The 19,791-nt window shown below is 63.8% G+C and carries 21 protein-coding genes; 8 read left to right on the top strand and 13 right to left on the bottom strand.

What is annotated here, in order from left to right; all coding sequences use genetic code 11:
* Positions 1-63 precede the first annotated feature (63 nt).
* From FJ527_RS23810 to FJ527_RS23790, 5 genes are all read right to left on the bottom strand, one after another.
* The gene (locus FJ527_RS23810) at positions 64-1,722 is read right to left on the bottom strand and encodes an FAD-binding dehydrogenase (protein WP_140824183.1); all 1,659 of its coding nucleotides are present in this window, start codon (positions 1,720-1,722) and stop codon (positions 64-66) included.
* A gap of 39 nt (positions 1,723-1,761) precedes the next feature.
* Positions 1,762-2,748 (bottom strand): Gfo/Idh/MocA family oxidoreductase, encoded by a 987-nt coding sequence (locus FJ527_RS23805; protein ID WP_015314387.1) that lies wholly within the window; start codon positions 2,746-2,748, stop codon positions 1,762-1,764.
* 124 nt (positions 2,749-2,872) lie between these two features.
* The gene (locus FJ527_RS23800) at positions 2,873-3,448 is read right to left on the bottom strand and encodes a YceI family protein (RefSeq protein WP_015314386.1); all 576 of its coding nucleotides are present in this window, start codon (positions 3,446-3,448) and stop codon (positions 2,873-2,875) included.
* Positions 3,449-3,517: 69 nt separating this feature from the next.
* A complete protein-coding gene (locus FJ527_RS23795; protein WP_140824182.1) occupies positions 3,518-4,090 on the bottom strand; it encodes a cytochrome b in 573 nt (190 codons plus the stop codon).
* A 59-nt stretch (positions 4,091-4,149) separates the two neighbouring features.
* Positions 4,150-5,040 (bottom strand): LysR family transcriptional regulator, encoded by an 891-nt coding sequence (locus FJ527_RS23790; protein ID WP_015314384.1) that lies wholly within the window; start codon positions 5,038-5,040, stop codon positions 4,150-4,152.
* 96 nt (positions 5,041-5,136) lie between these two features.
* On the opposite strand from FJ527_RS23790, the gene FJ527_RS23785 reads away from it, so the two are divergent.
* Positions 5,137-6,132 carry an aldo/keto reductase gene (locus FJ527_RS23785; RefSeq protein WP_140719152.1) on the top strand — a complete coding sequence of 332 codons (996 nt, stop codon included), beginning with the start codon at positions 5,137-5,139 and terminating at the stop codon, positions 6,130-6,132.
* 111 nt (positions 6,133-6,243) lie between these two features.
* Here the strand turns inward: FJ527_RS23785 and FJ527_RS23780 are convergent, their stop codons facing one another.
* The 7 genes from FJ527_RS23780 to infC form a co-directional block, all read right to left on the bottom strand.
* A complete protein-coding gene (locus FJ527_RS23780; RefSeq protein WP_140824181.1) occupies positions 6,244-6,846 on the bottom strand; it encodes a nucleotidyltransferase family protein in 603 nt (200 codons plus the stop codon).
* Between the two features lie 38 nt (positions 6,847-6,884).
* Entirely contained in the window at positions 6,885-9,293 is a 2,409-nt protein-coding gene (pheT, locus tag FJ527_RS23775; protein ID WP_140824180.1) for a phenylalanine--tRNA ligase subunit beta, read from the bottom strand.
* 43 nt (positions 9,294-9,336) lie between these two features.
* Positions 9,337-10,389, bottom strand: coding sequence for a phenylalanine--tRNA ligase subunit alpha (gene pheS, locus FJ527_RS23770; RefSeq protein ID WP_224525363.1), 1,053 nt, complete (start codon positions 10,387-10,389; stop codon positions 9,337-9,339).
* 299 nt (positions 10,390-10,688) lie between these two features.
* On the bottom strand, positions 10,689-11,090 hold the full coding sequence (gene rplT / locus FJ527_RS23765) for a 50S ribosomal protein L20 (RefSeq protein ID WP_006201247.1): 402 nt from the start codon (positions 11,088-11,090) through the stop codon (positions 10,689-10,691).
* An 88-nt stretch (positions 11,091-11,178) separates the two neighbouring features.
* The gene (gene rpmI, locus FJ527_RS23760; protein ID WP_006201248.1) at positions 11,179-11,382 is read right to left on the bottom strand and encodes a 50S ribosomal protein L35; all 204 of its coding nucleotides are present in this window, start codon (positions 11,380-11,382) and stop codon (positions 11,179-11,181) included.
* Positions 11,383-11,567: 185 nt separating this feature from the next.
* Positions 11,568-12,215 (bottom strand): isoprenylcysteine carboxylmethyltransferase family protein, encoded by a 648-nt coding sequence (locus tag FJ527_RS23755; protein WP_140660118.1) that lies wholly within the window; start codon positions 12,213-12,215, stop codon positions 11,568-11,570.
* A 163-nt stretch (positions 12,216-12,378) separates the two neighbouring features.
* Complete coding sequence (gene infC / locus FJ527_RS23750; RefSeq protein WP_023772325.1) at positions 12,379-12,915, bottom strand: translation initiation factor IF-3; 537 nt, start codon at positions 12,913-12,915, stop codon at positions 12,379-12,381.
* 222 nt (positions 12,916-13,137) lie between these two features.
* Between infC and FJ527_RS23745 the strand changes: the two genes are divergently transcribed.
* From FJ527_RS23745 to FJ527_RS23730, 4 genes are all read left to right on the top strand, one after another.
* The gene (locus FJ527_RS23745) at positions 13,138-13,923 is read left to right on the top strand and encodes an alpha/beta hydrolase (RefSeq protein WP_140719148.1); all 786 of its coding nucleotides are present in this window, start codon (positions 13,138-13,140) and stop codon (positions 13,921-13,923) included.
* Positions 13,924-13,925: 2 nt separating this feature from the next.
* Positions 13,926-15,068, top strand: a complete 1,143-nt coding sequence (locus FJ527_RS23740; RefSeq protein ID WP_140824249.1) for a benzoate/H(+) symporter BenE family transporter — start codon at positions 13,926-13,928, stop codon at positions 15,066-15,068.
* A gap of 117 nt (positions 15,069-15,185) precedes the next feature.
* Positions 15,186-15,668: a DUF2852 domain-containing protein gene (locus tag FJ527_RS23735; RefSeq protein ID WP_127873324.1), complete on the top strand. Its 483-nt coding sequence runs from the start codon at positions 15,186-15,188 to the stop codon at positions 15,666-15,668.
* A 99-nt stretch (positions 15,669-15,767) separates the two neighbouring features.
* The gene (locus tag FJ527_RS23730; RefSeq protein ID WP_015314374.1) at positions 15,768-16,526 is read left to right on the top strand and encodes a M48 family metallopeptidase; all 759 of its coding nucleotides are present in this window, start codon (positions 15,768-15,770) and stop codon (positions 16,524-16,526) included.
* Between the two features lie 6 nt (positions 16,527-16,532).
* On the opposite strand, the gene FJ527_RS23725 is transcribed toward FJ527_RS23730, so the two are convergent.
* Positions 16,533-16,751, bottom strand: a complete 219-nt coding sequence (locus tag FJ527_RS23725) for a hypothetical protein (RefSeq protein WP_041163587.1) — start codon at positions 16,749-16,751, stop codon at positions 16,533-16,535.
* Between the two features lie 113 nt (positions 16,752-16,864).
* On the opposite strand from FJ527_RS23725, the gene FJ527_RS23720 reads away from it, so the two are divergent.
* From FJ527_RS23720 to trpA, 3 genes are all read left to right on the top strand, one after another.
* A complete protein-coding gene (locus FJ527_RS23720) occupies positions 16,865-17,524 on the top strand; it encodes a phosphoribosylanthranilate isomerase (RefSeq protein ID WP_140824179.1) in 660 nt (219 codons plus the stop codon).
* Between the two features lie 90 nt (positions 17,525-17,614).
* A complete protein-coding gene (gene trpB / locus FJ527_RS23715; protein WP_140615145.1) occupies positions 17,615-18,865 on the top strand; it encodes a tryptophan synthase subunit beta in 1,251 nt (416 codons plus the stop codon).
* A 61-nt stretch (positions 18,866-18,926) separates the two neighbouring features.
* Entirely contained in the window at positions 18,927-19,766 is an 840-nt protein-coding gene (trpA, locus tag FJ527_RS23710; protein WP_140660114.1) for a tryptophan synthase subunit alpha, read from the top strand.
* Positions 19,767-19,791 lie beyond the last annotated feature (25 nt).

Below are 19,791 nucleotides of genomic sequence, written 5' to 3'. Positions count from 1 at the left end.
CGGTTTATTGGGTGCACGGTCGATGGCAGCGGCTCAGCCAAGTGCCGGCAACACGCCGCTGTCTCACCCCACCGAACGTGCCGCCGCCCGGCCGGCGCTGCGGCCCGAGAAGATACAGCCCCCCAGGAACGTGCCCTCGAGCGCCGCGTAGCCATGCACGCCGCCGCCGCCGAAGCCCGCCACTTCACCGACCGCATAGAGGCCCGGCACCGGCTGGCCGCCGGCATCGAGCACGCGGCTGTCGAGATCGGTCTGCAGGCCGCCCAGCGTCTTGCGGGTCAGGATGTTGAGGCGCACCGCGATCAGCGGTCCGTTCGCCGGGTCGAGCATCTTGTGTGGCTTTGCCGTGCGGATCAGGCGGTCGCCGAGATAGGCGCGCGCGCCGCGCAGCGCGGTGACCTGCATGTCCTTGGAGAACGGATTGTCGAGTTGCATGTCGCGGGCGCGGATCTCGCGTTCGACCGTTGCGGCGTCAAGCAGCGGTTCGCCGCCGGCCAGCGCGTTCATGCGCGCGACCAGTTTCGAAAGATCGGCCTCGACGATGAAGTCCTCGCCCTTTTCCATGAACGCCTTGACCGGGCCGGGGATGCCGCTCGTGGCGCGGCCGAGCACCTGGCGCCAGCTTTTTCCCGTCAGGTCCGGGTTCTGCTCCGAGCCCGACAGCGCGAATTCCTTCTGGATGATCTTTTTCGTCAGGATGAACCAGGAATAATCGAAGCCGGTGCTCATGATGTGGCTGAGCGTGCCCAGCGTGTCGAAGCCGGGATAGAGTGGCACCGGCAGGCGTTTTCCCCGGGCATCGAGCCACAGCGAGGATGGGCCGGGCAGGATGCGGATCGCATGGTCTGTCCAGATCGGCGCCCAGTTCTTGATGCCCTCGACATAGTGCCACATGCGGTCGCGGTTGATGACCCTGCCGCCGGCCTGTTCCGATATGGCCAGCATGCGGCCGTCGACGTGGTCCGGCACGCCGGTGATCATGCGCTGCGGCGCGTTGCCCAGCCGCGTGGGCCAGTTTTCCCGCACCAGCCGATGGTTGGCGCCAATGCCGCCGGAGGCGACGATCACCGCCTGCGCTTGCAATGCGAAATCGCCTGATACCTCGCGCGGGCTCTTGTGGCCGCGCTCGACAGGACTCGGTTGCAGGATGTCGCCCTGTACGCCGGTCACGGCTGCACCCGTCCGCGTCAGGGCATTGACCCGGTGACGAAACCTGAAGTCGATCAATCCCCGCTTTTGCGCCTCGCGCACGCGCAGCACGAAAGGCTCGAGCACGCCGGGACCGGTGCCCCAGGTGATGTGGAAGCGCGGTACCGAATTGCCATGGCCGATGGCGTTGCCGCCGCCGCGCTCGGCCCAGCCGACGACAGGAAAGAATTTCAGGCCGCGCTCGATCAGCCAGGAGCGCTTCTCGCCGGCGGCGAAGCCGACATAGGCCTCGGCCCATTTGCGTGGCCAGTGGTCTTCCGGCCGGTCGAAGGCGGCGGTGCCCATCCAGTCCTCGAGCGCCAGGTCATGGGAGTCGCGGATGCGCATGCGCCGCTGCTCCTGTGAATCGACGAGGAAAAGCCCGCCGAACGACCAGAACGCCTGGCCGCCCAGCGATTGCTCCGGCTCCTGGTCGACGATGATGATTTTCTTGCCCGCTTCCGCAAGCTCGGCGGCGGCAACCAGTCCGGCAAGGCCGGCGCCGACAATGATCACATCCGCGTCGTCAGCCATTTTTCCTCCCCAGGATTAGCCGGCTATGTAATATGGGTTTCAGACGGTCTCCCAGCCGCCTGTGTCGCCGGCGCGGAAGATGGCGTCGATGACTTTCTGGTTGAGCACGGATTCTTCCAGCGTGAAGACGCGCTCCTTGCCGCCAAGAGCTGCCCGCGCGAAGGTCTCGACCTCGAGCCTGTATTGCTGCGTGCCGGGGAAGCGGAACACCTGCGCCTCGGTGTGGTTCTGGTTGTGCAGTTCGACGCGGTGATGGTCGTAGAGCCCGGCATTGAAGGGCGAGAACAGTTCGATGAAACCCTTCTCGCCGTGGAACACCATCATCTGCCGCGCCGCCATCTGCGTCGACAGGTAGAAGGACAGCTCGAAATCGCCGAAATCGGCGCGGATCGATGAATAGATGTCGGTGCCGAATGTCTTGTCGCGCTCGATCGTCGCCTGTACGCGCAGCGGCTCCTTGCCAGTCGAGAAGCGTGTCGACACGGTCGGGTAGACGCCGATGTCGGGCAGCGCGCCGCCGCCGAGATCGAGCTTGTTGCGCATGTTGTTGGGGTCGACATTGTAGTAGGAAAACGCGCCCTGCACATGGCGCAGCCGGCCGATGGCGCCGCTGGCGATGAGATCACGCACCTTGATCCACTGCGGGTGGTAGATAACCATGAAGGCTTCGCAGACCAGCACCTTCTTCTGGTCGCGCACCTTGATCAGCGGCGCGATGTCCTTGGCATCGAGTGCCAGCGGCTTTTCGACCAGCACATGCTTGCCCGCTTCGATGGCTTTTGCAGTCCATTCGACATGCTGCGAGGTCGGTAACGGGATGTAGACGCCATCGACCTCGTTGGAAGCGAGCAACTCCTCATAGGAGCCGAAGGCATGGCGCGCGCCAAAGCGGTCGCCCAATGCCTTGGCCTTCGCTAGGTCGCGGCTGGCGATCGCCGACAGCACGCCGTTCTCCGCTTCGACGATTGCCGGCAACAGCTGCTCGCGGCCGATCTTGGCCGTCGACAACACACCCCATCGGAACATCACGCTTCTCCCTATAGATTACAGGCAAGGAGGTTTGCCTGAAATCGCTGGAAAAGCCAATGCAGGTCGCTAGGTTCCTCGCCCCACGAAAGCGGGCAAGGAACCCAGGCACCTCAGCCGCGCGCTAGCCCCTTTTCCCGGTCAGCGTCATGTCGAAATCGACGACGTTGGAATAGAGCGGCGTGCCGACATCCATGCCGTAGCGCGAGCGCAGCACCTTGCCGGTGACATGGAATTTGATCGTCCCGCCCTTCAACCCGTCGAGCTCGGCGGTGAATTTTTCCGGAAACGTCTTGCCGCGCGCCGTCAGCCTGCCGGTGACAAGGGCCGACGTGTCGCCGGTGCGGGTCACGCTGGTCGAGCGGAACTGGATTTCGGGACTGTTGGCCGCGTCGAACACCGCGTCGGAGCGCAGGAACGCATCGATGCGGCCTTGGCCGGTGCCCACGCTTTCGGGATAGATGGTCAGGTCTACCTTCGAACGGCCGACATCATTGTTGTCGATGCGGATCATGCCCTTGAAACGGGCAAAGGCGCCGTCGAACCCGCCGCCGCCGGCCTTGCCGATGGTGAAGCGGATCGCGGAGCCAGTTTGGCTGATCGTATAGCTGCCGGCGGCATCGCCGAGCACGACCGCCGCATAAACAGGCATGGCTAGGCAGGCGGCGGCAGCCGCCAATCCGAGGATTCGCGCACGCATTGGGTTGTTCCTTGTTAGGAGGAAGCGCTCTCTGGCGTCCTCACCCCACAAACGAGACCAAGGCGCGTTCTATTCCCCGGCTGACGAAGGCGTGATCATACGCGTGAGCACCCCGTCGCGAAGCAGGAAACGGTGGCGCAGGGCCGCCGCGACATGCAGGGCGACAAGCGCCGCGCCGGCATAGGCGAGATACCAGTGTGCCGACGTCCAAAAGCTTTCGGCGGCATCGGATTCGGCGAGCGGCAGGTTCGGCATGACGAACAGGTTGAACGGCATGCTGGGAATCTCCAGCGTCGAGACCGACACCAGTGCCCAGCCTGACAGGGGCAGGGCGACCTGGAAGGCATAGAGCGCCAGATGCGCCAGCGGCGCCGAGCGGCGCTCCAGGGCGCCGACAGAAGGCGGCAAGGGCGGTGCCGCATTGCCGAGCCGCCAGGCTATACGCAGGATGATGAGCCCCAGCAGCAGGAAGCCCAGGGATTTGTGCAGCTGGATCAATTCGAAGGCCGTGCGTTGGCTCGGGGTCCTGACCATGACGAAGCCGAGCATGAACTGGCCGATGAAGATAATCCCGATCAGCCAGTGGAGGACGATGGTTGCCCATCCATAGCGGGTCGCGGTGTTGGTGATTGAAGCCTGCATGCGAGGCGAACGTTGGCGCGGCCAGCTTTCTTCCCCTTGCCGACGAGGAGGAGAGTTGCCTACCCACCCACCTTGAAGAAATCGACGAAAGCCCTCAGCGCCGGCCGCATCTGGCGGCGGCTCGGGTAATAGACGAAGAATCCCTGGAAGGGTGGGCACCAGTCCTCCAGCACGCGGATCAGCCGTCCGTCGGCGAGCGGCGCGCGGACATAGTCCTCGAAAACGAAGGCGAGCCCGGCGCCGTCGACCGCGGCCTGGGCGATCAGATGGTCCTCGTCGAGGATCAGCGGCCCTTGCACCGCCATCTCGACCTCCTCGCCGTCCTTTTCGAATTCCCAGCGGTAGAGGATGCCGCTGGAGAAGCGGAAGCGGATGCAGCGATGCTCGGCGAGGTCGCGCGGGTGGCGCGGCCGGGGCATGGCCTCGAAATAGGATGGTGCGCCCACCACCGCGCCACGAATGTCCGGCCCGATGCGCACCGCGATCATGTCGCGCTGCAGGCTCTCGCCGAGCCTGACACCAGCATCGAAACCGCCTGCCACCACGTCGGTGAAGCGATCCTCGATGATGATCTCCAGCACGATGTCGGGATAGGCCGATGCAAAGGCGCTGAGCCGTGGCGTCAGCACCAGATGCGCTGACGTGCGCGGCACGCTGAGCCGCAAGTTCCCGGCGGGCCGGTCGCGCGCCTCGACGGCCGTCTCCAGCGCCAGGTCGATCTCGGAAAGCGCCGGCCGCAATCGCTCCAGCAATTGTGCGCCTTCCTCGGTCGGAGCGACACTGCGTGTGCTGCGCGCCAAAAGGCGCACGCCAAGCCGTGCCTCCAGGCTGGAGACCGCGTGGCTCACCGCGGAGGGAGCTATCGCCAGTTCCCTGGCCGCGCCGCGAAAACTGCCGCATTGGGCAACGGTTGCCAGCACCGCGAGCTGTGAGAGATGTGCTCGATTCATTGATCTATTTCATGGAACGACCCGTACGAAGAAGAGCCGATTATCGAACGTGCTGCAAGGCGTTATTTCCTAGGCATCACAACAAGGAGATGCGTGATGAAAACCCGCAAGCTAGGAACTGAACTCGAAGTCTTCCCGGTCGGCCTCGGTTGCATGGGCATGAGCTTTGCCTATGGCGGCCAGCCGGAAGCCGAGGCGATCGCCACCTTGCACCGCGCCGTCGAGATCGGGGTCAACTTCTTCGACACGGCCGAGGTCTACGGCCCCTACGAGAACGAGATCCTGCTGGGCAAGGCGCTGAAATCGGTTCGCGATAAGGTGACGATCGCGACCAAATTCGGCTTCAAGATCCTGGAGGAAGGCACTGGCATGGATCGCATGGCCGGTGTCGACAGCCGTCCCGAGCACGTCAAGGCCGTCGCCGAGGCGTCCCTAAAGCGGCTCGGCACCGATGTCATCGACCTCTACTACCAGCACCGCGTCGACCCGGACGTGCCGATCGAGGATACGGTCGGCGCCATGGCCGAGTTGGTGCGCGAGGGCAAGGTGCGGGCGCTTGGCCTGTCGGAGGCAAGTGCCGCCACCATCCGCCGGGCACACGCAGTGCACCCGATATCAGCAGTGCAGAGCGAATACTCGCTGTGGAGCCGCGACCCGGAAGACGAGACATTCGCCGTCTGCCGCGAGTTGGGCATTGGCTTCGTGCCCTACAGCCCGCTCGGCCGCGGCCTGCTCACCGGCACCATCGCGAGGCCGGAGACCCTGAGCGACGACGATTGGCGCCGCACCTTGCCGCGCTTCCAGGCCGACGCCATGGAAGCCAATGGCAAGGTGATCGCCACGCTGGAAAGGATGGCGATGGAGAAGGGCGTCACCTCGGCGCAGCTGGCGCTGGCCTGGGTGCTGCACCAGGGCGACTTCATCGTGCCGATCCCGGGTGCGCGAAAAATCCGCCATTTGGAGCAGAATACGGCGGCGGCTGACATCGTGCTCAGCGCGGCAGAGGTCGCGGCGATCGGCGATGCGCTGTCGCCCGACAAGGTTATGGGCAAGCGCTATACGGAGGAGTTGCTGGCGCTGGTGAATGGGTGAAGGTGGAAAAGGGCGCGCCCTTTTATGCAGCGAATTAAAGGGCGTTGGCGCGAGGCACCCCCCCTCTGTGACAGAGGGGGGTGCCTCGCGCCGACCTGAAACTCTGTTAGCTCACCACGGCACCACCGTAATCTCCGGCCAATACGCCCGCGCTCGCGCGCCCTTCCCCTCATGCGTCTTCCGGTTATCCATCAGCCGGCTGGGCGTAATTCGAAACGAAAAAAGGTCGTCGAGCCCGAACGGCGCCACGAGGTCCAGCTGCCCGTCGGCGTCGTAGCGCACCCCGACCGCATGCGTCTTCGAGGCAAAATAGCTGACGGATTGGCTGGCACTCGTATAGCGCGGGCACGGCTGCCCGAACTTTTGCGGATACCACAGATGCACGCGCGCCTGGTTGCGTACTTCCACCGGCAGCGGCAGTCCTTCGAAATGCCTGGCCGCCCGCTGGATCACCGCGTCCTCGGCTTCGTAGGACAGGTCGGAACCGTCGAAATAAAACAGGTCGACATCCCTGATGCCGTAGCCCGATGGCTTGCCGGTCAGGTGGTTCCAGACGCTATTGTAAAGCGCGCCGGAAACAACCAGCCAATCCGGCAGCGCAAGCGCGCGCACCCTCGCCAGCATTTCGGCAAGCAGCGGGTCAGCCGCGACGATGTCGAGAAAAGCCGTACGCTGTTTCTCGAAGGAGAGCCCAGAATAGCGCAGATGGTCCATCGCCCTTTGGAAAGCGATTCGCCATCCGCTCGCAAGTCTCAGCCGCGCAGCACGCCGCCCGTCTGCTTGCCGACATTCTCGACGATGCGCTTGGCCAGCGCCTCGAAATCCTCGTCGGTCAACGTCTTCTCGACCGGCTGGATCGAGACTTCGATGGCGATCGACTTCTTGCCTTCGCCCAGCGACGCACCTTCGAACACGTCGAAGACCGAGACAGCCGTGATCAGCTTCTTGTCGGCGGCAAGCGCGGCACGTACCAGCGTGCCGGCCTCGACCGCTTTGTCGACGACGAAGGCGAAGTCGCGCTTCACCGCCTGGAAAGCGGACAGGTCCAGCCTGGGCTTGGTCTTGGTCGGCTTGGCCTTCGGTTCGGGCACGGCGTCGACGAACACCTCGAAGCCGCAGAGCGGCCCCGAGACATCGAGCCCTTCCAGCGTCTTCGGATGGAACTCGCCGAACGTGCCGAGCACGGTCTTCGGGCCGAGCTTGATCGTTCCGGAACGGCCGGGATGGTACCAGGCGGGTCCGCCGGCCTCGATCTGCAGCCGGTCGACCGGCGCGCCACAGGCTTCAAGCGCGGCGATCGCGTCCGCCTTGGCGTCGAACACGCCGACCGGGCCCGAATTGCCGGCCCAGTTGCGGCCGGAGCCGTCGAGCTTGGCCGTGCCGCGGCGCACGCCGGCGGCGACGCGCCGCTGCTGGTCGGCGCCGTCGCCCTCATAGGTGCCCGAGACCTCGAACAGCGCCACGTCGCCGATGCCCTTGTCGGCGTTGCGCTGCGCGGCCGAAATCAGCCCCGGCAGCAGCGAGGGCCGCATGTCGGACATGTCGGCGGCGATTGGGTTGGCAAGCTTCAGCGCCGTCTGGCCGCCGCCGAACAGTTCGGCGTGTTTGGCCGGGATGAACGACCAGGTAACGGCCTCCATCATGCCGCGCACCGCAAGCGAACGCTTCGCGGCACGGGTGCGGATCTGCAGCGTGGTCAGGATCTTGCCGTTGACCACGTCATGCGCGCCGAGCGGCTGCGGCGCGATATTGTCGACGCCATGGATTCGCATGACCTCCTCGACCAGATCGGCCTTGCCGTCGACATCGGGCCGCCAGGACGGCACGGTCACGTCGACGACGTCGCCCGATCCCTGCGCGTGGAAGCCGAGACGCGACAGGATGTCGAGGCTCTCCGCCTTTGGCACCTCGATACCGGTCAGCCGTTTCACTTCCGACAGCGGAAGCGACACGATCTTCGGCTGATGCCCGGCATAGCCGGCCACCTCGGCCTCGGTCGGCGTGCCGCCGCAGAAATCGATCACCAGCTTGGTCGCCAGTTCGATGCCCGGCACCATGAATTCAGGGTCGACACCGCGCTCGAAACGGTAGCGCGCGTCGGTGATGATGCCGAGCGTGCGGCCGGTGCGGGCCGTGGTGATCGGGTCCCAAAGAGCGGATTCGATCAGCACGTCCGTCGTGTTCTCGTCACAGCCGGAGTGTTCGCCACCCATGATGCCGGCAATGGACTCGACGCCATTGTCGTCCGCGATCACGCACATCTCCGGCGTCAGCGTGTATTCGCGCCCGTCGAGCGCCTGCACCTTTTCGCCATTCTTGGCGCGGCGCACCACGAGGTTGCCGGCGACCTTGGCGGCATCGAAGACATGCAGCGGCCGTCCGCGGTCGAAGGTGACGTAATTGGTGATGTCGACCAGCGCGCTGATCGGCCTCAGCCCAATGGCGATCAGCCGCTGCTGCAGCCATTTCGGCGAGGGTCCGTTCTTGACATCCTTGACCAGCCTGAGGGCGAAGCCGGGGCAAAGCTCCGGCGCTTCGATCGTCACCTTCACCGGGCACATGCCGTTGCCGACATGCGGCATGATCGCCCCGCCGACGAGGCGGCCAAGCCCGCTCGCCGCCAGATCCCGGGCGATGCCGTAGACGCTGGTGGCGTCGGGCCGGTTCGGCGTCAGATTGATCTCGATGACCGGATCGTCGAGATGCGCATAGGACGCAAAGCTGGTGCCGACCGGCGCATCCTCGGGCAGGTCGATGATGCCATTATGCTCGTCGGACAGTTCCAGTTCGCGCTCCGAACACATCATGCCATGGCTTTCGACGCCACGGATCTTGCCGACCGTCAGCATCACGTCGATGCCGGGGACATAGGTGCCGGGCGCGGCGAAGGCGCCGATCAGGCCGGCGCGGGCGTTGGGCGCGCCGCAGACGACCTGCACCGGCGGCTTGCCGTCGCCGGTATCGACGGTCAGCACCCGCAGCCGGTCGGCGTCGGGATGCTGCACCGCCGTCAGCACCTTGGCGATGACGAAGGGCTTCAGCCCCGCCTTGTCGTCGACATGCTCGACCTCGAGGCCGATCGAGGTCAGCCGCTCGACGATTTCGGCCAGCGTGGCGTCGGTTTCAAGGTGATCCTTGAGCCAGGAGAGGGTGAATTTCATTGGGCTGTTCCGTAATAGCTGGCAGCAGGAGTCTTCAGGACCATCACGCGCTTAGGCCTCCGAACAGCGTCGGCATGTCGAGCGGCCGGAAGCCGTAATGCGACAGCCAGCGCACATCGGCGTCGAAGAAGGCGCGCAGGTCGGGCATGCCGTATTTCAGCATGGCGATGCGATCGATGCCCATGCCCCAGGCAAAGCCTTGGTACTCGTCGGGATCGAGCCCGCCGGCCCTGAGCACATTGGGGTGCACCATGCCGCAGCCCAGGATCTCCATCCAGTCGGAGCCTTCGCCGAAGCGCACTTCGCCGGGCCTGGAGCGGTCGCACTGGATATCGACCTCGAGGCTTGGCTCGGTGAACGGGAAGAAGGACGGGCGAAAGCGCATCTTGACCTGCGGCACCTCGAAGAAGGCCTTGCAGAACTCTTCCAGCACCCACTTCATGTTGGCGACGTTGGCCGATTTATCGATCACCAGCCCTTCGACCTGATGGAACATCGGCGAGTGGGTGGCGTCGGAATCCTGGCGATAGGTCTTGCCCGGAATGACAATGCGGATCGGCGGCTTTTGCTTCTCCATGGTGCGGATCTGCACCGGCGAGGTATGAGTGCGCAAAAGCTTGCGCTCGCCCTTCTCGTCCGGCTGGAAGAAGAAGGTGTCGTGCATCTCGCGTGCCGGGTGGCCCTCCGGAAAATTCAGCGCGGTGAAATTATAGTAGTCGGTCTCGATATCGGGACCTTCGGCGATGGCGAAGCCGAGATCGCCGAAGATCGCGGCGATTTCGTCGATGACCTGGCTGATCGGATGGATGCGGCCGCGCTCGGCCGGCGACTGTCGCACCGGCAGCGTCACGTCGACCTTCTCAGCCGCCAGACGGGCGGCGATCGCCACATCCCTCAGTTCAGCCTTGCGGGCCGTCAGCGCCTCGGTGACACGGTTCTTGAGGCCGTTGATGGCCGGGCCCTTCACCTGCCGGTCCTCGGCGCTCATCGCGCCAAGCGTCTTCAGCATTTCCGAGATTGAGCCCTTCTTGCCAAGCGCCGAAACGCGCACCGCCTCGATCGACGTCTCGTCGGCGGCCGAGGCGATGTCAGCCATCAGGGTATTTTCGAGTGCATCAAGGCCAATGGTTGCGTCGTTCACGATCAAACTCGCTGCGTTGGAAGTCGGCTTAAGTGAAAGTCACTTTAAAAGTGAAATTTCAGGCAGAGACAAAAGAACCCGCGCCAGCCGTGCCAGCGCGGGTTCCCAAATCAGAATTTCGAATGCTTGGGAAGCGCTGGGCTCGGAGCCCGATCCCGAAAAGTTGCAGACTTTTCGGAAAAGATCGCGCTCCCCGCTAATTTCCCTGGAGCATGATGTTGTCCAAAAAGTCAGAAACTTTTTGGCATCATGCTCTAGGCGACAGCGCTTTCAAAAGCATTCGGAGTGGTGTTCTTGAGGTACTCAAGAGCAACCTTGGCCTTGGCCACCAGGGCGGCGAAAGCCTGCGGCTCGTGGATGGCCATGTCGGACAGGATCTTGCGATCGATCTCGATGCCGGCCTTGTTCAAACCGTCGATGAAGCGGCCATAGGTCAGGCCATGCTCGTGCGTCGCGGCGTTGATGCGCTGGATCCACAGCGCGCGGAACGAGCGCTTGCGGTTCTTGCGGTCGCGGTAAGCGTACTGCAGCGACTTTTCCACCGCCTGCTTGGCGATGCGGATGGTGTTCTTGCGGCGGCCGTAGAAGCCTTTCGCGGCTTTCAGAACCTTCTTGTGCTTGGCGTGCGAGGTGACGCCTCTCTTTACGCGTGCCATGTCATGATCTCCTTAAAAGCAATCCCAGGTGCCTGGCGGCGTTCCGTTCGAAATTGCGTAAAACTGATGCGTGTCCGGACCGAATGCCTTAGAGGCCGTTCGGCAGAAAATTCTTGATGACCTTCTTGCCATCCGGTTCAGCCAGAACCATCGTGCCGCGGGCATTTCGAATGAACTTGTTGGAACGCTTGATCATGCCGTGACGCTTGCCGGCCGCAGCCGACAGGACTTTACCCGTACCTGTGATCTTGAACCGCTTCTTGGCGGCCGATTTGGTCTTCATCTTGGGCATTTTGCTACTCCGTATTGTTGGCGCACGATCGCGCTTCTTGTTCGCTCCGGGCCGACCAAAGCCCGAAAAGCAAATGAAACCGCCACGGCATGCCCTGCCGGGCGGTTTTCTTGGAACGGCGGTGCTATAGATCAAAGATGGCGCGGGCGCAACACCCTCAGCACCGTGCGACGCACTGTCCCCGGTCAGGGCAGCCTAAACCAGACCGGCAGCATGCCCGACAACTGCGCGCCGTCGATCAGTTCGAAAGCCGGCAGCGCGATCAGGAACACCAGCCCGTCGAGCAGTGTGGTCAAAAGCAGGCTCGGCCTGAAGCTGCCGGTGTCGCCTTCCTGGTAGAGCGAAAGCTTGGGGAAGAAGCGCGGCACGCGTGCCAGATAGTCGGCATAGGGTGCACCGAGCGCCTCCTTGAGGAACTTCTCCTCGCGCAGGATGACGATATGGAAGGCACCGGCGCACAGAACCGCGAAAAGGATGATGCCGGAGAACGAGCCGATCTGCGCGCCGACGCCGGCGGCGGCCACGGTCGAGAACACGTAGAGCGGGTTGCGGGTGATCGAGTAGGGGCCGCCGGTCACCACCTCGGAGGATTTGCGCCCGCCTATATAGAGCGTCGCCCAGAGGCGCCCGACGATGCCGAGGAAAATCAAGAGCACGCCGAACATCTCGATCGTTTCGTGCACCGGCGTGTCCGGCGGGAAGGTCGACTGGCCGAACAGCAGCGCCAGAAACAGCACCACCACGAGCACGGCAAGCACCAGCCGGCGCATCTGCTGGTAGTTGCCCAGCCCATGTTTGACGTCCTTGACGTCCGAAACCTTGTCGTTGGCCATGCGGGAATCCGATCGTCGAAGAGCTTTGCCGGCGATCGCAGCTTTGAGCTAAGAAATAAGGCGTCCCGCCGATCGCCGGGACGCCCTGTAGCACAATTCAGGCGGATTTAGAGCGCGATGTCCGGGCCTGACGTCATCGTGATCCAAGTGGGTTCCGCAAACCTTAGCGCGGCGCCAGCACCATCATCATCTGGCGACCTTCGAGCTTCGGCTCGGCTTCCACCTTGGCGATGGTCGCCACCTCCTCGCGCACCTTGTTCAGAAGCTGCATGCCGAGTTCCATATGCGCCATCTCGCGGCCGCGGAAGCGCAGCGTCAACTTGACCTTGTCGCCTTCCTCGAAGAAGCGGCGCACCGCCTTCATCTTGGTCTCGTAGTCATGGCTGTCGATGTTCGGGCGCATCTTGATCTCCTTGATCTCGATGACCTTCTGGTTCTTGCGCGCCTCGGCCGCCTTCTTCTGGTTGGCGTATTTCAACTTGCCGAGATCGAGGATTTTTACGACGGGGGGGACCGCGTTGGGCGATATTTCGACGAGATCGAGCCCGGCCTCTTCGGCGAGCAGCAATGCGTCGTTGATGGAAATATCGCCACGATTCTGGCCGTCGGCGTCGATAAGCTGGACCCGGGGAACCCGGATGTCACGATTGGAGCGCGGCCCATCCTTGGTCGGCGCCGCTGCTTTGAAAGGTCTGCGAATGGTCGTGGTCTCCTTGGCCGTTTCGTTCGGGATTTGTCGGTCTTGATACGTGGACGCGCCAATGTGGTGAGCGCGCGGGCGGAGTCAATAGCACAGCATTGACAGAAAATCACCCTGATCGCTGGCCTGTACCAAACAAAGAAACAGCGCGAGTACTTTTCGCCACGCCTCCGGCTGTGCCACAAGGACCGCGTGCCAAAAGACGGGCCTGAGGAAAAAACCATGATCGCCACGCCCCCATCCTCTCTGGCTCCAACTTTTCTGGATGTCGACGGATCTGATATCGCGGTGCGCCATTCAGCCGGCTCGACGCCCGGCATCGTCTGGCTCGGCGGCTACAAGTCGGACATGCTGGGCACGAAGGCCGAGACGCTGTCGGACTGGGCGGCACGGGAAGGCCGGGCCTTCCTGCGGCACGACTATTCCGGTCATGGCGAATCCGGTGGCGCCTTCGCCGACGGCACGATCTCGAAATGGCTTGCGCAAAGCCTGGCCGTCTTCCGGCATTTCGCCAAAGGCGATCAGATCCTGGTCGGCTCGTCGATGGGCGCCTGGATCGCGCTGCGCATGGTGCAGGAATTGCGCAAGGCGGGCGACGCAAACGTCGTCGGCCTGGTGCTGCTGGCCCCGGCGCCGGATTTTACCAGCGACCTGATCGAGCCGGTGCTGACCAAGCCACAGAAGCGCGATCTCGCCGAAAAGGGCTTCTTCGCGGAACCCTCGGATTATTCCCCCGAGCCTTACGTCTACACCCGCGCCCTGATCGAGGATGGGCGCGATAACCGGGTGATGACCGGGCCGATCGACACGCATTGCCCGGTTCACATCCTGCAGGGACTGGCCGACGCCGACGTGCCGTCGAGCCATGCCTTGAGGCTGGTCAGCCTGCTGCCGGCCGACGATGTCACGCTGTCGCTGATCCCTGACGGCGACCACCGCCTGTCGCGGCCGCAGGATCTCGACATGCTGGTGCGGGCGGTCGGCGATATGGCCAGGCGAGGCCAGTGACGATGCGCCTGTCCATCCCGATCTCCGCCTTCGTCGCGGCCATCGTCGGTTTCGGCGGCACGCTGGCCATCGTCATTGCCGCCGCCAAGGCGGTCGGCGCGACGCAGGTCGAGACGGCAAGCGGTGTGACGGCGATCTGCCTGGCCATGACCGTCGAGTGCCTGTGGCTGTCATGGCGCACGAAAATGCCTGTCATCACCGCCTGGTCGACGCCGGGCCTTGCACTGGTCGCCGCCTCGAGCGGCTTCTCGATGGGCGAGGCCGTCGGCGCCTATATCGTCACGGGCGTGCTGCTGGTCGCTACCGGCCTGTTTGGACCGCTGACCCGGCTGATATCGAGAATACCGGCTTCGGTCGCCTCCGGCATGCTGGCCGGCATCGTCGTCACCTTCGCCATCAATGCCATGAAGGCCATCCCGGCGGACCCTTGGCTCATCCTGCCGCTGATCGCGACATTCTTCGTCATCCGGCTGTTCAATCCGGCGCTGTCGGTGCTGGCGGTGCTGGTTGGCGGTGGCCTTGCCGCCTTCCTTACGGGCCGTGTCGGCGGCCTGCCCGCGCCCGAACTGTCGACACTGACGTTTATCGCTCCCCATTTCACCGCCAAGGCGATCATCGGCCTGGCGCTGCCGCTCTACCTCGTCACCATGGCTTCGCAGAACCTGTCGGGGCTGGCGGTACTGCGGGCGGCCGGCTACCACCCCGAACCTGGCCCGCTGATCGGCGTCACCGGCCTGTTTTCGCTCCTGTCGGCACCATTCGGTGCCGGAACCACCAATCTGGCCGCGATCTCGGCGGCCATCTGCACCGGCCCTGACGTCCATCCCGATCCCGCCGAGCGCTGGAAGACCGGGCCGTTCTACGCGCTTGCCTATCTCGTCTTCGCGATTTTCGGCGCTTCGCTGGTGGCGATCTTCGCCGTCCTGCCGCAGAGCCTGATCGTGCTGGTGGCGGGACTTGCGCTGATGGGGTCGCTCGCCAACGCGCTGGCGATCGCGCTGAAGGACGAGGGCGAGCGCATGGCCGCAACCGTCACCTTCGTCGTGACCGCCTCCGGGCTGACGCTGTTCGGTGTCGGCGCCGCATTCTGGGGCCTGATCGCCGGGTTGGTCGTACTTTTCCTCGATATGCTCAAAAAGCGATAATCATTTCAGGCCCTTGTTCGGTTTTGGCGGACATTGTCTTGAATCGCCGTTTTCGCCTTCCCATTTCGATTCCACGCAGCCGGTTCTGGCTGTCTCCAACCGAAGGAATGGGAGAAAATGAACACATCTGCATTGATCCGTCCGGCCTGGACGCCGGCGACCATCGCGTTGATGGTGATCGGTTTCATGGTGTTCTGGCCGCTCGGCTTCGCCATGCTCGCCTACATCATCTGGGGCGACCGGCTCGAGGGCTTCAAGCGTGACGTCAACCGCGCGACCGACGGCATCTTCGCCGGCTGCCGCCGTGGCTCCGACAAGGCCGCGCGCTGGGGCAACGGCTCCGCCCGCACCGGCAACGTCGCTTTCGACGACTGGCGCGAAAAGGAGCTTGAGCGTCTGAACGAAGAGCGCCGCAAGCTCGACGAGATGCTGACGCAGTTCGACGAGTATGCCCGCGAATTGCGCCGCGCCAAGGATCAGGACGAGTTCGACCGGTTCATGGCCAACCGCAACAAGTCGACAGCGCCGGCCAAGACCGATCCGAGCACCGGAACGACCCCCACCAAACGTGGCAAAGGCTCGAACCTGCTCGACGACTGAAGCCCGGCGACAGGGCCAAGGGATGATGACGGCGTCGCGCGAGCGGCGCCGTTTCTTTTTTGTTCTATTCGTTCTCCTCGAATCGCGTATCGTCCCGCCATGACCATCGGGTTCTTCCGCAATCTGACGAAGCCCAAACCCACGCCTGTGGTGGAGCGGGAATATTGCGTCGCCGGCCGCACGCTGCCGCTCAAGATCGTCGAGAGCGCCAGGGCAAAGCGTCTGACGCTGCGCATCGATTCCGGCGGACAGGGCCTGCGCATAACCGTGCCGCCGGGCCTGCGCCGCGGTGAAGTGGACAGGTTCCTCGACCGCCACCAGGACTGGCTGGAACAGCGGCTGGCCAAGGTGCCGACGCGGCCGCAGGTGCGTCCGGGCATAAAGATTCCGGTGCGCGGCGTGGCCCACCGTATCGTGCATGAGCCGTCAAAGCGCGGCACTGTCACCATATCGCGCGACGACCGTGGCCCGCTGCTGATCGTGCATGGCGACCGCATCCATCTGCCGCGCCGCATCGCCGATTTTTTGAAGCGCGAGGCCAAGAAGGAAATCGAAAAGCTGGTCGTCAAGCATACGGAGGCGCTTGGCAAACGCGCCAAGGCGATCCGCTACAAGGACACCTCCAGCCGCTGGGGCTCCTGCACTTCGGAAGGCAATCTGTCCTTTTCCTGGCGCATCATGATGGCGCCGCAGCCTGTCATAAACTACCTTGTCGCGCATGAGGTGGCGCATCTCAAGGAGATGAACCACGGGCCGAAATTCTGGAAATTGTGCGAAAAGCTCTGCCCCGACACCGATCGCTGCAAGGATTGGCTGAAGCGCAATGGCGGCGCCCTGCAGGCGATTGTGTTCGAGTAGGGCGCCTCAATCATCATTCGCCGCATTGAGCTCATCCGGCCGCAACCCTTCGTCGCCATGGTGCGGCCAGGGTAGAAAGTTCCGGTCGAAAGCTTCGCCGCCGAAATAATCCAGCGCCCGATGCGCCTCGGCGCCGTTGAAGGCGGCCCTGTCCATGAGGTGCGCTATGACCTCGCGCGCCTGCGCGATCTTCTGCTTCAGTTCGGCAACGGTCTGGTCGGCCATGGCTGTGCTCCCGCCTTGCATGCTGTCCAATCCATAGGTAGCGCCTTTGGCCCTGCCGGCAAACAGCATGCTTTTTCTCGACTCTTGGCGCTTTTCGTGCCAATTCCCGCGCCATGGCGCTCGACATCAAGATCTGCGGCTTGAAGACCGACCAGGCAATGGCCGCGGCCCTGGCCGGCGGCGCCAGCCATGTCGGGTTCATTTTCTTTCCAAAAAGCCCGCGTTATGTTGAGCCGGCCGAAGCCGGCCGTCTGCGCGAGGCGGCTCGTGGCAAGGCCTTGGCGATTGCCGTCACCGTCGATGCCAGAGACGCCTTCCTCGACGAAATCGTCGAAAAGCTGCAGCCCGACATGCTGCAACTGCACGGCTCCGAAACCCCCGAGCGAGTGGCTGAACTGAAAGCCCGCCATGGGCTGCCGGTGATGAAGGCGTTGCCGCTCAGCGAGGCCGCCGATCTCGAACGGATAAAGCCGTTTGTCGGCATCGCCGACCGGTTCCTGTTCGACGCCAAGCCGCCAAAGGGCTCGGAGCTGCCGGGCGGCAATGGCGTCGCCTTCGACTGGCGCATTCTCGCCGGCCTTGACGCCGGGATCGATTACATGCTTTCCGGTGGGCTCAACGCCGCCAACATCGGCGATGCCCTTAGGCTTGCCAATCCGCCCGCGATCGACATTTCGTCAGGCGTGGAAAGCGCCCCGGGCGTCAAGGATCCGGCGCTGATCGAACAGTTTTTCCGGGCCGTCAGGGCCGCGCGGGACGACCGCGCTGCCTGAACAAAATTTCGAACCCTGAGCATGTCCCGGAAAAGTGGGAACCGATTTTCCGACAGGACATGCTCAAAGTACAGATCTAGGAGATCGGCGATGAACAAGCCGGCGACACCCAATTCCTTCCGCACCGGACCCGACGAACAGGGCATGTTCGGCATTTTCGGCGGTCGTTTCGTTGCCGAAACGCTGATGCCGCTGATCCTCGACCTGGAAAAAAACTGGAACGAGGTCAAGAACGATCCGGAATTCAGGGCCGAACTGACCGGTCTTTCGACCCATTATGCCGGACGGCCGTCGAAGCTCTACTTCGCCGAGGGCCTGACCAGGCATCTTCGTGAGGTTTCCTCGGCGAAGGGCCTCGGGGGCGGCGCGAAGGTCTATTTCAAGCGCGAGGATTTGAACCATACCGGTTCGCACAAGATCAACAACTGCCTCGGCCAGATCCTGTTGGCCAAGCGCATGGGCAAGAAGCGCATCATCGCCGAGACCGGAGCCGGCCAGCATGGCGTGGCATCCGCCACGGTCGCCGCTCGCTTCGGCTTTCCCTGCGTCGTCTATATGGGCGCGACAGACGTCGCCCGGCAGAGCCCCAACGTCTTCCGCATGAAGCTGCTCGGCGCCGAAGTGCGGCCCGTCACCGCCGGTCACGGCACGCTGAAGGACGCCATGAACGAAGCTCTTCGCGATTGGGTGACCAATGTCGAGGACACCTATTATTTGATCGGCACCGCGGCTGGCCCGCACCCCTATCCGGAACTGGTGCGCGATTTCCAGTCGGTGATCGGAACCGAGGCGCGCGCGCAGATCCTCGAACAGGAGGGGCGGCTGCCCGACACCATCATCGCCGCCGTCGGCGGCGGGTCCAATGCCATCGGCATGTTCCATCCCTTCCTCGATGACAAGGAAGTTCGGATCATCGGCATCGAAGCCGGCGGGCGCGGCCTCGACGGCATCGAGCATTGCGCCTCGATGAATGCCGGCTCCCCCGGCGTGCTGCACGGCAACCGCACCTATCTCCTGCAGAATGCCGACGGCCAGATCATGGACGGCCATTCGATTTCGGCCGGCCTCGATTATCCCGGCGTCGGCCCGGAGCATTCCTGGCTGCGCGACTCCGGGCGTGTCGACTATGTGCCGATCCTTGACGACGAGGCGCTCGAGGCCTTCAAGCTGACGACCCGCGTCGAAGGCATCATCCCGGCGCTGGAATCCGCGCACGCCATCGCCCATGCGGTCAAGATCGTGCCCGCCATGGACAAGGACCAGATCGTCATTGTCAACCTGTCCGGCCGTGGCGACAAGGACGTGCACACGGTGGCCTCGATGCTGGGCATGGAGATCTAGGCCCTTTGGACCGTTCGACCTGGGAGTTGATTATGAGCAAAATTCGTCCAAAGGGCCTGACATGACAACCCGCATCGACCGCCGCATGACGAAGCTGAAGGCCGAAGGCCGCCCGGCCCTCGTCACCTATTTCATGGGTGGCGACCCCGACTATGCAACCTCGCTGTCGATCATGAAGGCGCTGCCCGGCGCCGGCTCCGACGTCATCGAGCTCGGCATGCCGTTTTCCGACCCGATGGCCGACGGCCCGGCGATCCAGGCGGCGGGCCTCAGGGCGCTCAAAGGCGGCCAGACGCTGGTCAAGACGCTGAAGATGGCGTCGGACTTCCGCGCCGGCGACGATGAAACGCCGATCGTGCTGATGGGCTACTACAATCCGATCTACATCTACGGCGTCGACCGTTTCCTGAAGGACGCGATCGCCAGCGGCATCGACGGGCTGATCGTCGTCGACCTGCCGCCGGAGATGGATGAGGAACTCTGCATCCCGGCGCTGAAGGCTGGCATCAATTTCATCCGGCTGGCGACGCCGACCACCGACGACAAGCGCCTGCCCAAGGTGCTGCAGAACACATCCGGCTTCGTCTACTACGTGTCCATGACCGGCATCACCGGCTCGGCGCTTGCCGACACCGGCAAGGTCGCCACAGCGGTCCAGCGCATCAAGGGTCACACCAACCTGCCGGTCTGCGTCGGGTTCGGCGTCAAGACCGCCGAACAGGCGCGCGTGATCGGGGCCAACGCCGACGGCGTGGTCGTCGGCACGGCGATCGTCAACGCGGTCGCGAACGTGCTGGGGCCGAACGGTGAAAAGACCGCCGATCCGGCGGAGGCAGTCGCCACGCTGGTCAGCGGCCTTGCGCAAGGCGTGCGTTCGGCCCGCCTTGCTGCCGCCGAATAGTTTCCCTACGTCTTTACCCAACTCT

This window comes from Mesorhizobium sp. B2-4-18, from assembly GCF_006441385.1.
In the GTDB taxonomy this organism is placed as follows: Bacteria; Pseudomonadota; Alphaproteobacteria; order Rhizobiales; family Rhizobiaceae; genus Mesorhizobium; species Mesorhizobium australicum.
Note: the sequence above shows the minus strand (reverse complement) of the source record. Positions and strands in the feature narration are given on the sequence as shown.

Coding starts and splice junctions, on each gene's coding strand:
- FJ527_RS23810 (WP_140824183.1), bottom strand. CDS start 1,722: ATGGCTGACGACGCGGATGTGATCATTGTCGGCGCCGGCCTTGCCGGA.
- FJ527_RS23805 (WP_015314387.1), bottom strand. CDS start 2,748: ATGTTCCGATGGGGTGTGTTGTCGACGGCCAAGATCGGCCGCGAGCAG.
- FJ527_RS23800 (WP_015314386.1), bottom strand. CDS start 3,448: ATGCGTGCGCGAATCCTCGGATTGGCGGCTGCCGCCGCCTGCCTAGCC.
- FJ527_RS23795 (WP_140824182.1), bottom strand. CDS start 4,090: ATGCAGGCTTCAATCACCAACACCGCGACCCGCTATGGATGGGCAACC.
- FJ527_RS23790 (WP_015314384.1), bottom strand. CDS start 5,040: ATGAATCGAGCACATCTCTCACAGCTCGCGGTGCTGGCAACCGTTGCC.
- FJ527_RS23785 (WP_140719152.1), top strand. CDS start 5,137: ATGAAAACCCGCAAGCTAGGAACTGAACTCGAAGTCTTCCCGGTCGGC.
- FJ527_RS23780 (WP_140824181.1), bottom strand. CDS start 6,846: ATGGACCATCTGCGCTATTCTGGGCTCTCCTTCGAGAAACAGCGTACG.
- pheT (WP_140824180.1), bottom strand. CDS start 9,293: ATGAAATTCACCCTCTCCTGGCTCAAGGATCACCTTGAAACCGACGCC.
- pheS (WP_224525363.1), bottom strand. CDS start 10,389: ATGGCTGACATCGCCTCGGCCGCCGACGAGACGTCGATCGAGGCGGTG.
- rplT (WP_006201247.1), bottom strand. CDS start 11,090: ATGGCACGCGTAAAGAGAGGCGTCACCTCGCACGCCAAGCACAAGAAG.
- rpmI (WP_006201248.1), bottom strand. CDS start 11,382: ATGCCCAAGATGAAGACCAAATCGGCCGCCAAGAAGCGGTTCAAGATC.
- FJ527_RS23755 (WP_140660118.1), bottom strand. CDS start 12,215: ATGGCCAACGACAAGGTTTCGGACGTCAAGGACGTCAAACATGGGCTG.
- FJ527_RS23745 (WP_140719148.1), top strand. CDS start 13,138: ATGATCGCCACGCCCCCATCCTCTCTGGCTCCAACTTTTCTGGATGTC.
- FJ527_RS23740 (WP_140824249.1), top strand. CDS start 13,926: ATGCGCCTGTCCATCCCGATCTCCGCCTTCGTCGCGGCCATCGTCGGT.
- FJ527_RS23735 (WP_127873324.1), top strand. CDS start 15,186: ATGAACACATCTGCATTGATCCGTCCGGCCTGGACGCCGGCGACCATC.
- FJ527_RS23730 (WP_015314374.1), top strand. CDS start 15,768: ATGACCATCGGGTTCTTCCGCAATCTGACGAAGCCCAAACCCACGCCT.
- FJ527_RS23725 (WP_041163587.1), bottom strand. CDS start 16,751: ATGGCCGACCAGACCGTTGCCGAACTGAAGCAGAAGATCGCGCAGGCG.
- FJ527_RS23720 (WP_140824179.1), top strand. CDS start 16,865: ATGGCGCTCGACATCAAGATCTGCGGCTTGAAGACCGACCAGGCAATG.
- trpB (WP_140615145.1), top strand. CDS start 17,615: ATGAACAAGCCGGCGACACCCAATTCCTTCCGCACCGGACCCGACGAA.
- trpA (WP_140660114.1), top strand. CDS start 18,927: ATGACAACCCGCATCGACCGCCGCATGACGAAGCTGAAGGCCGAAGGC.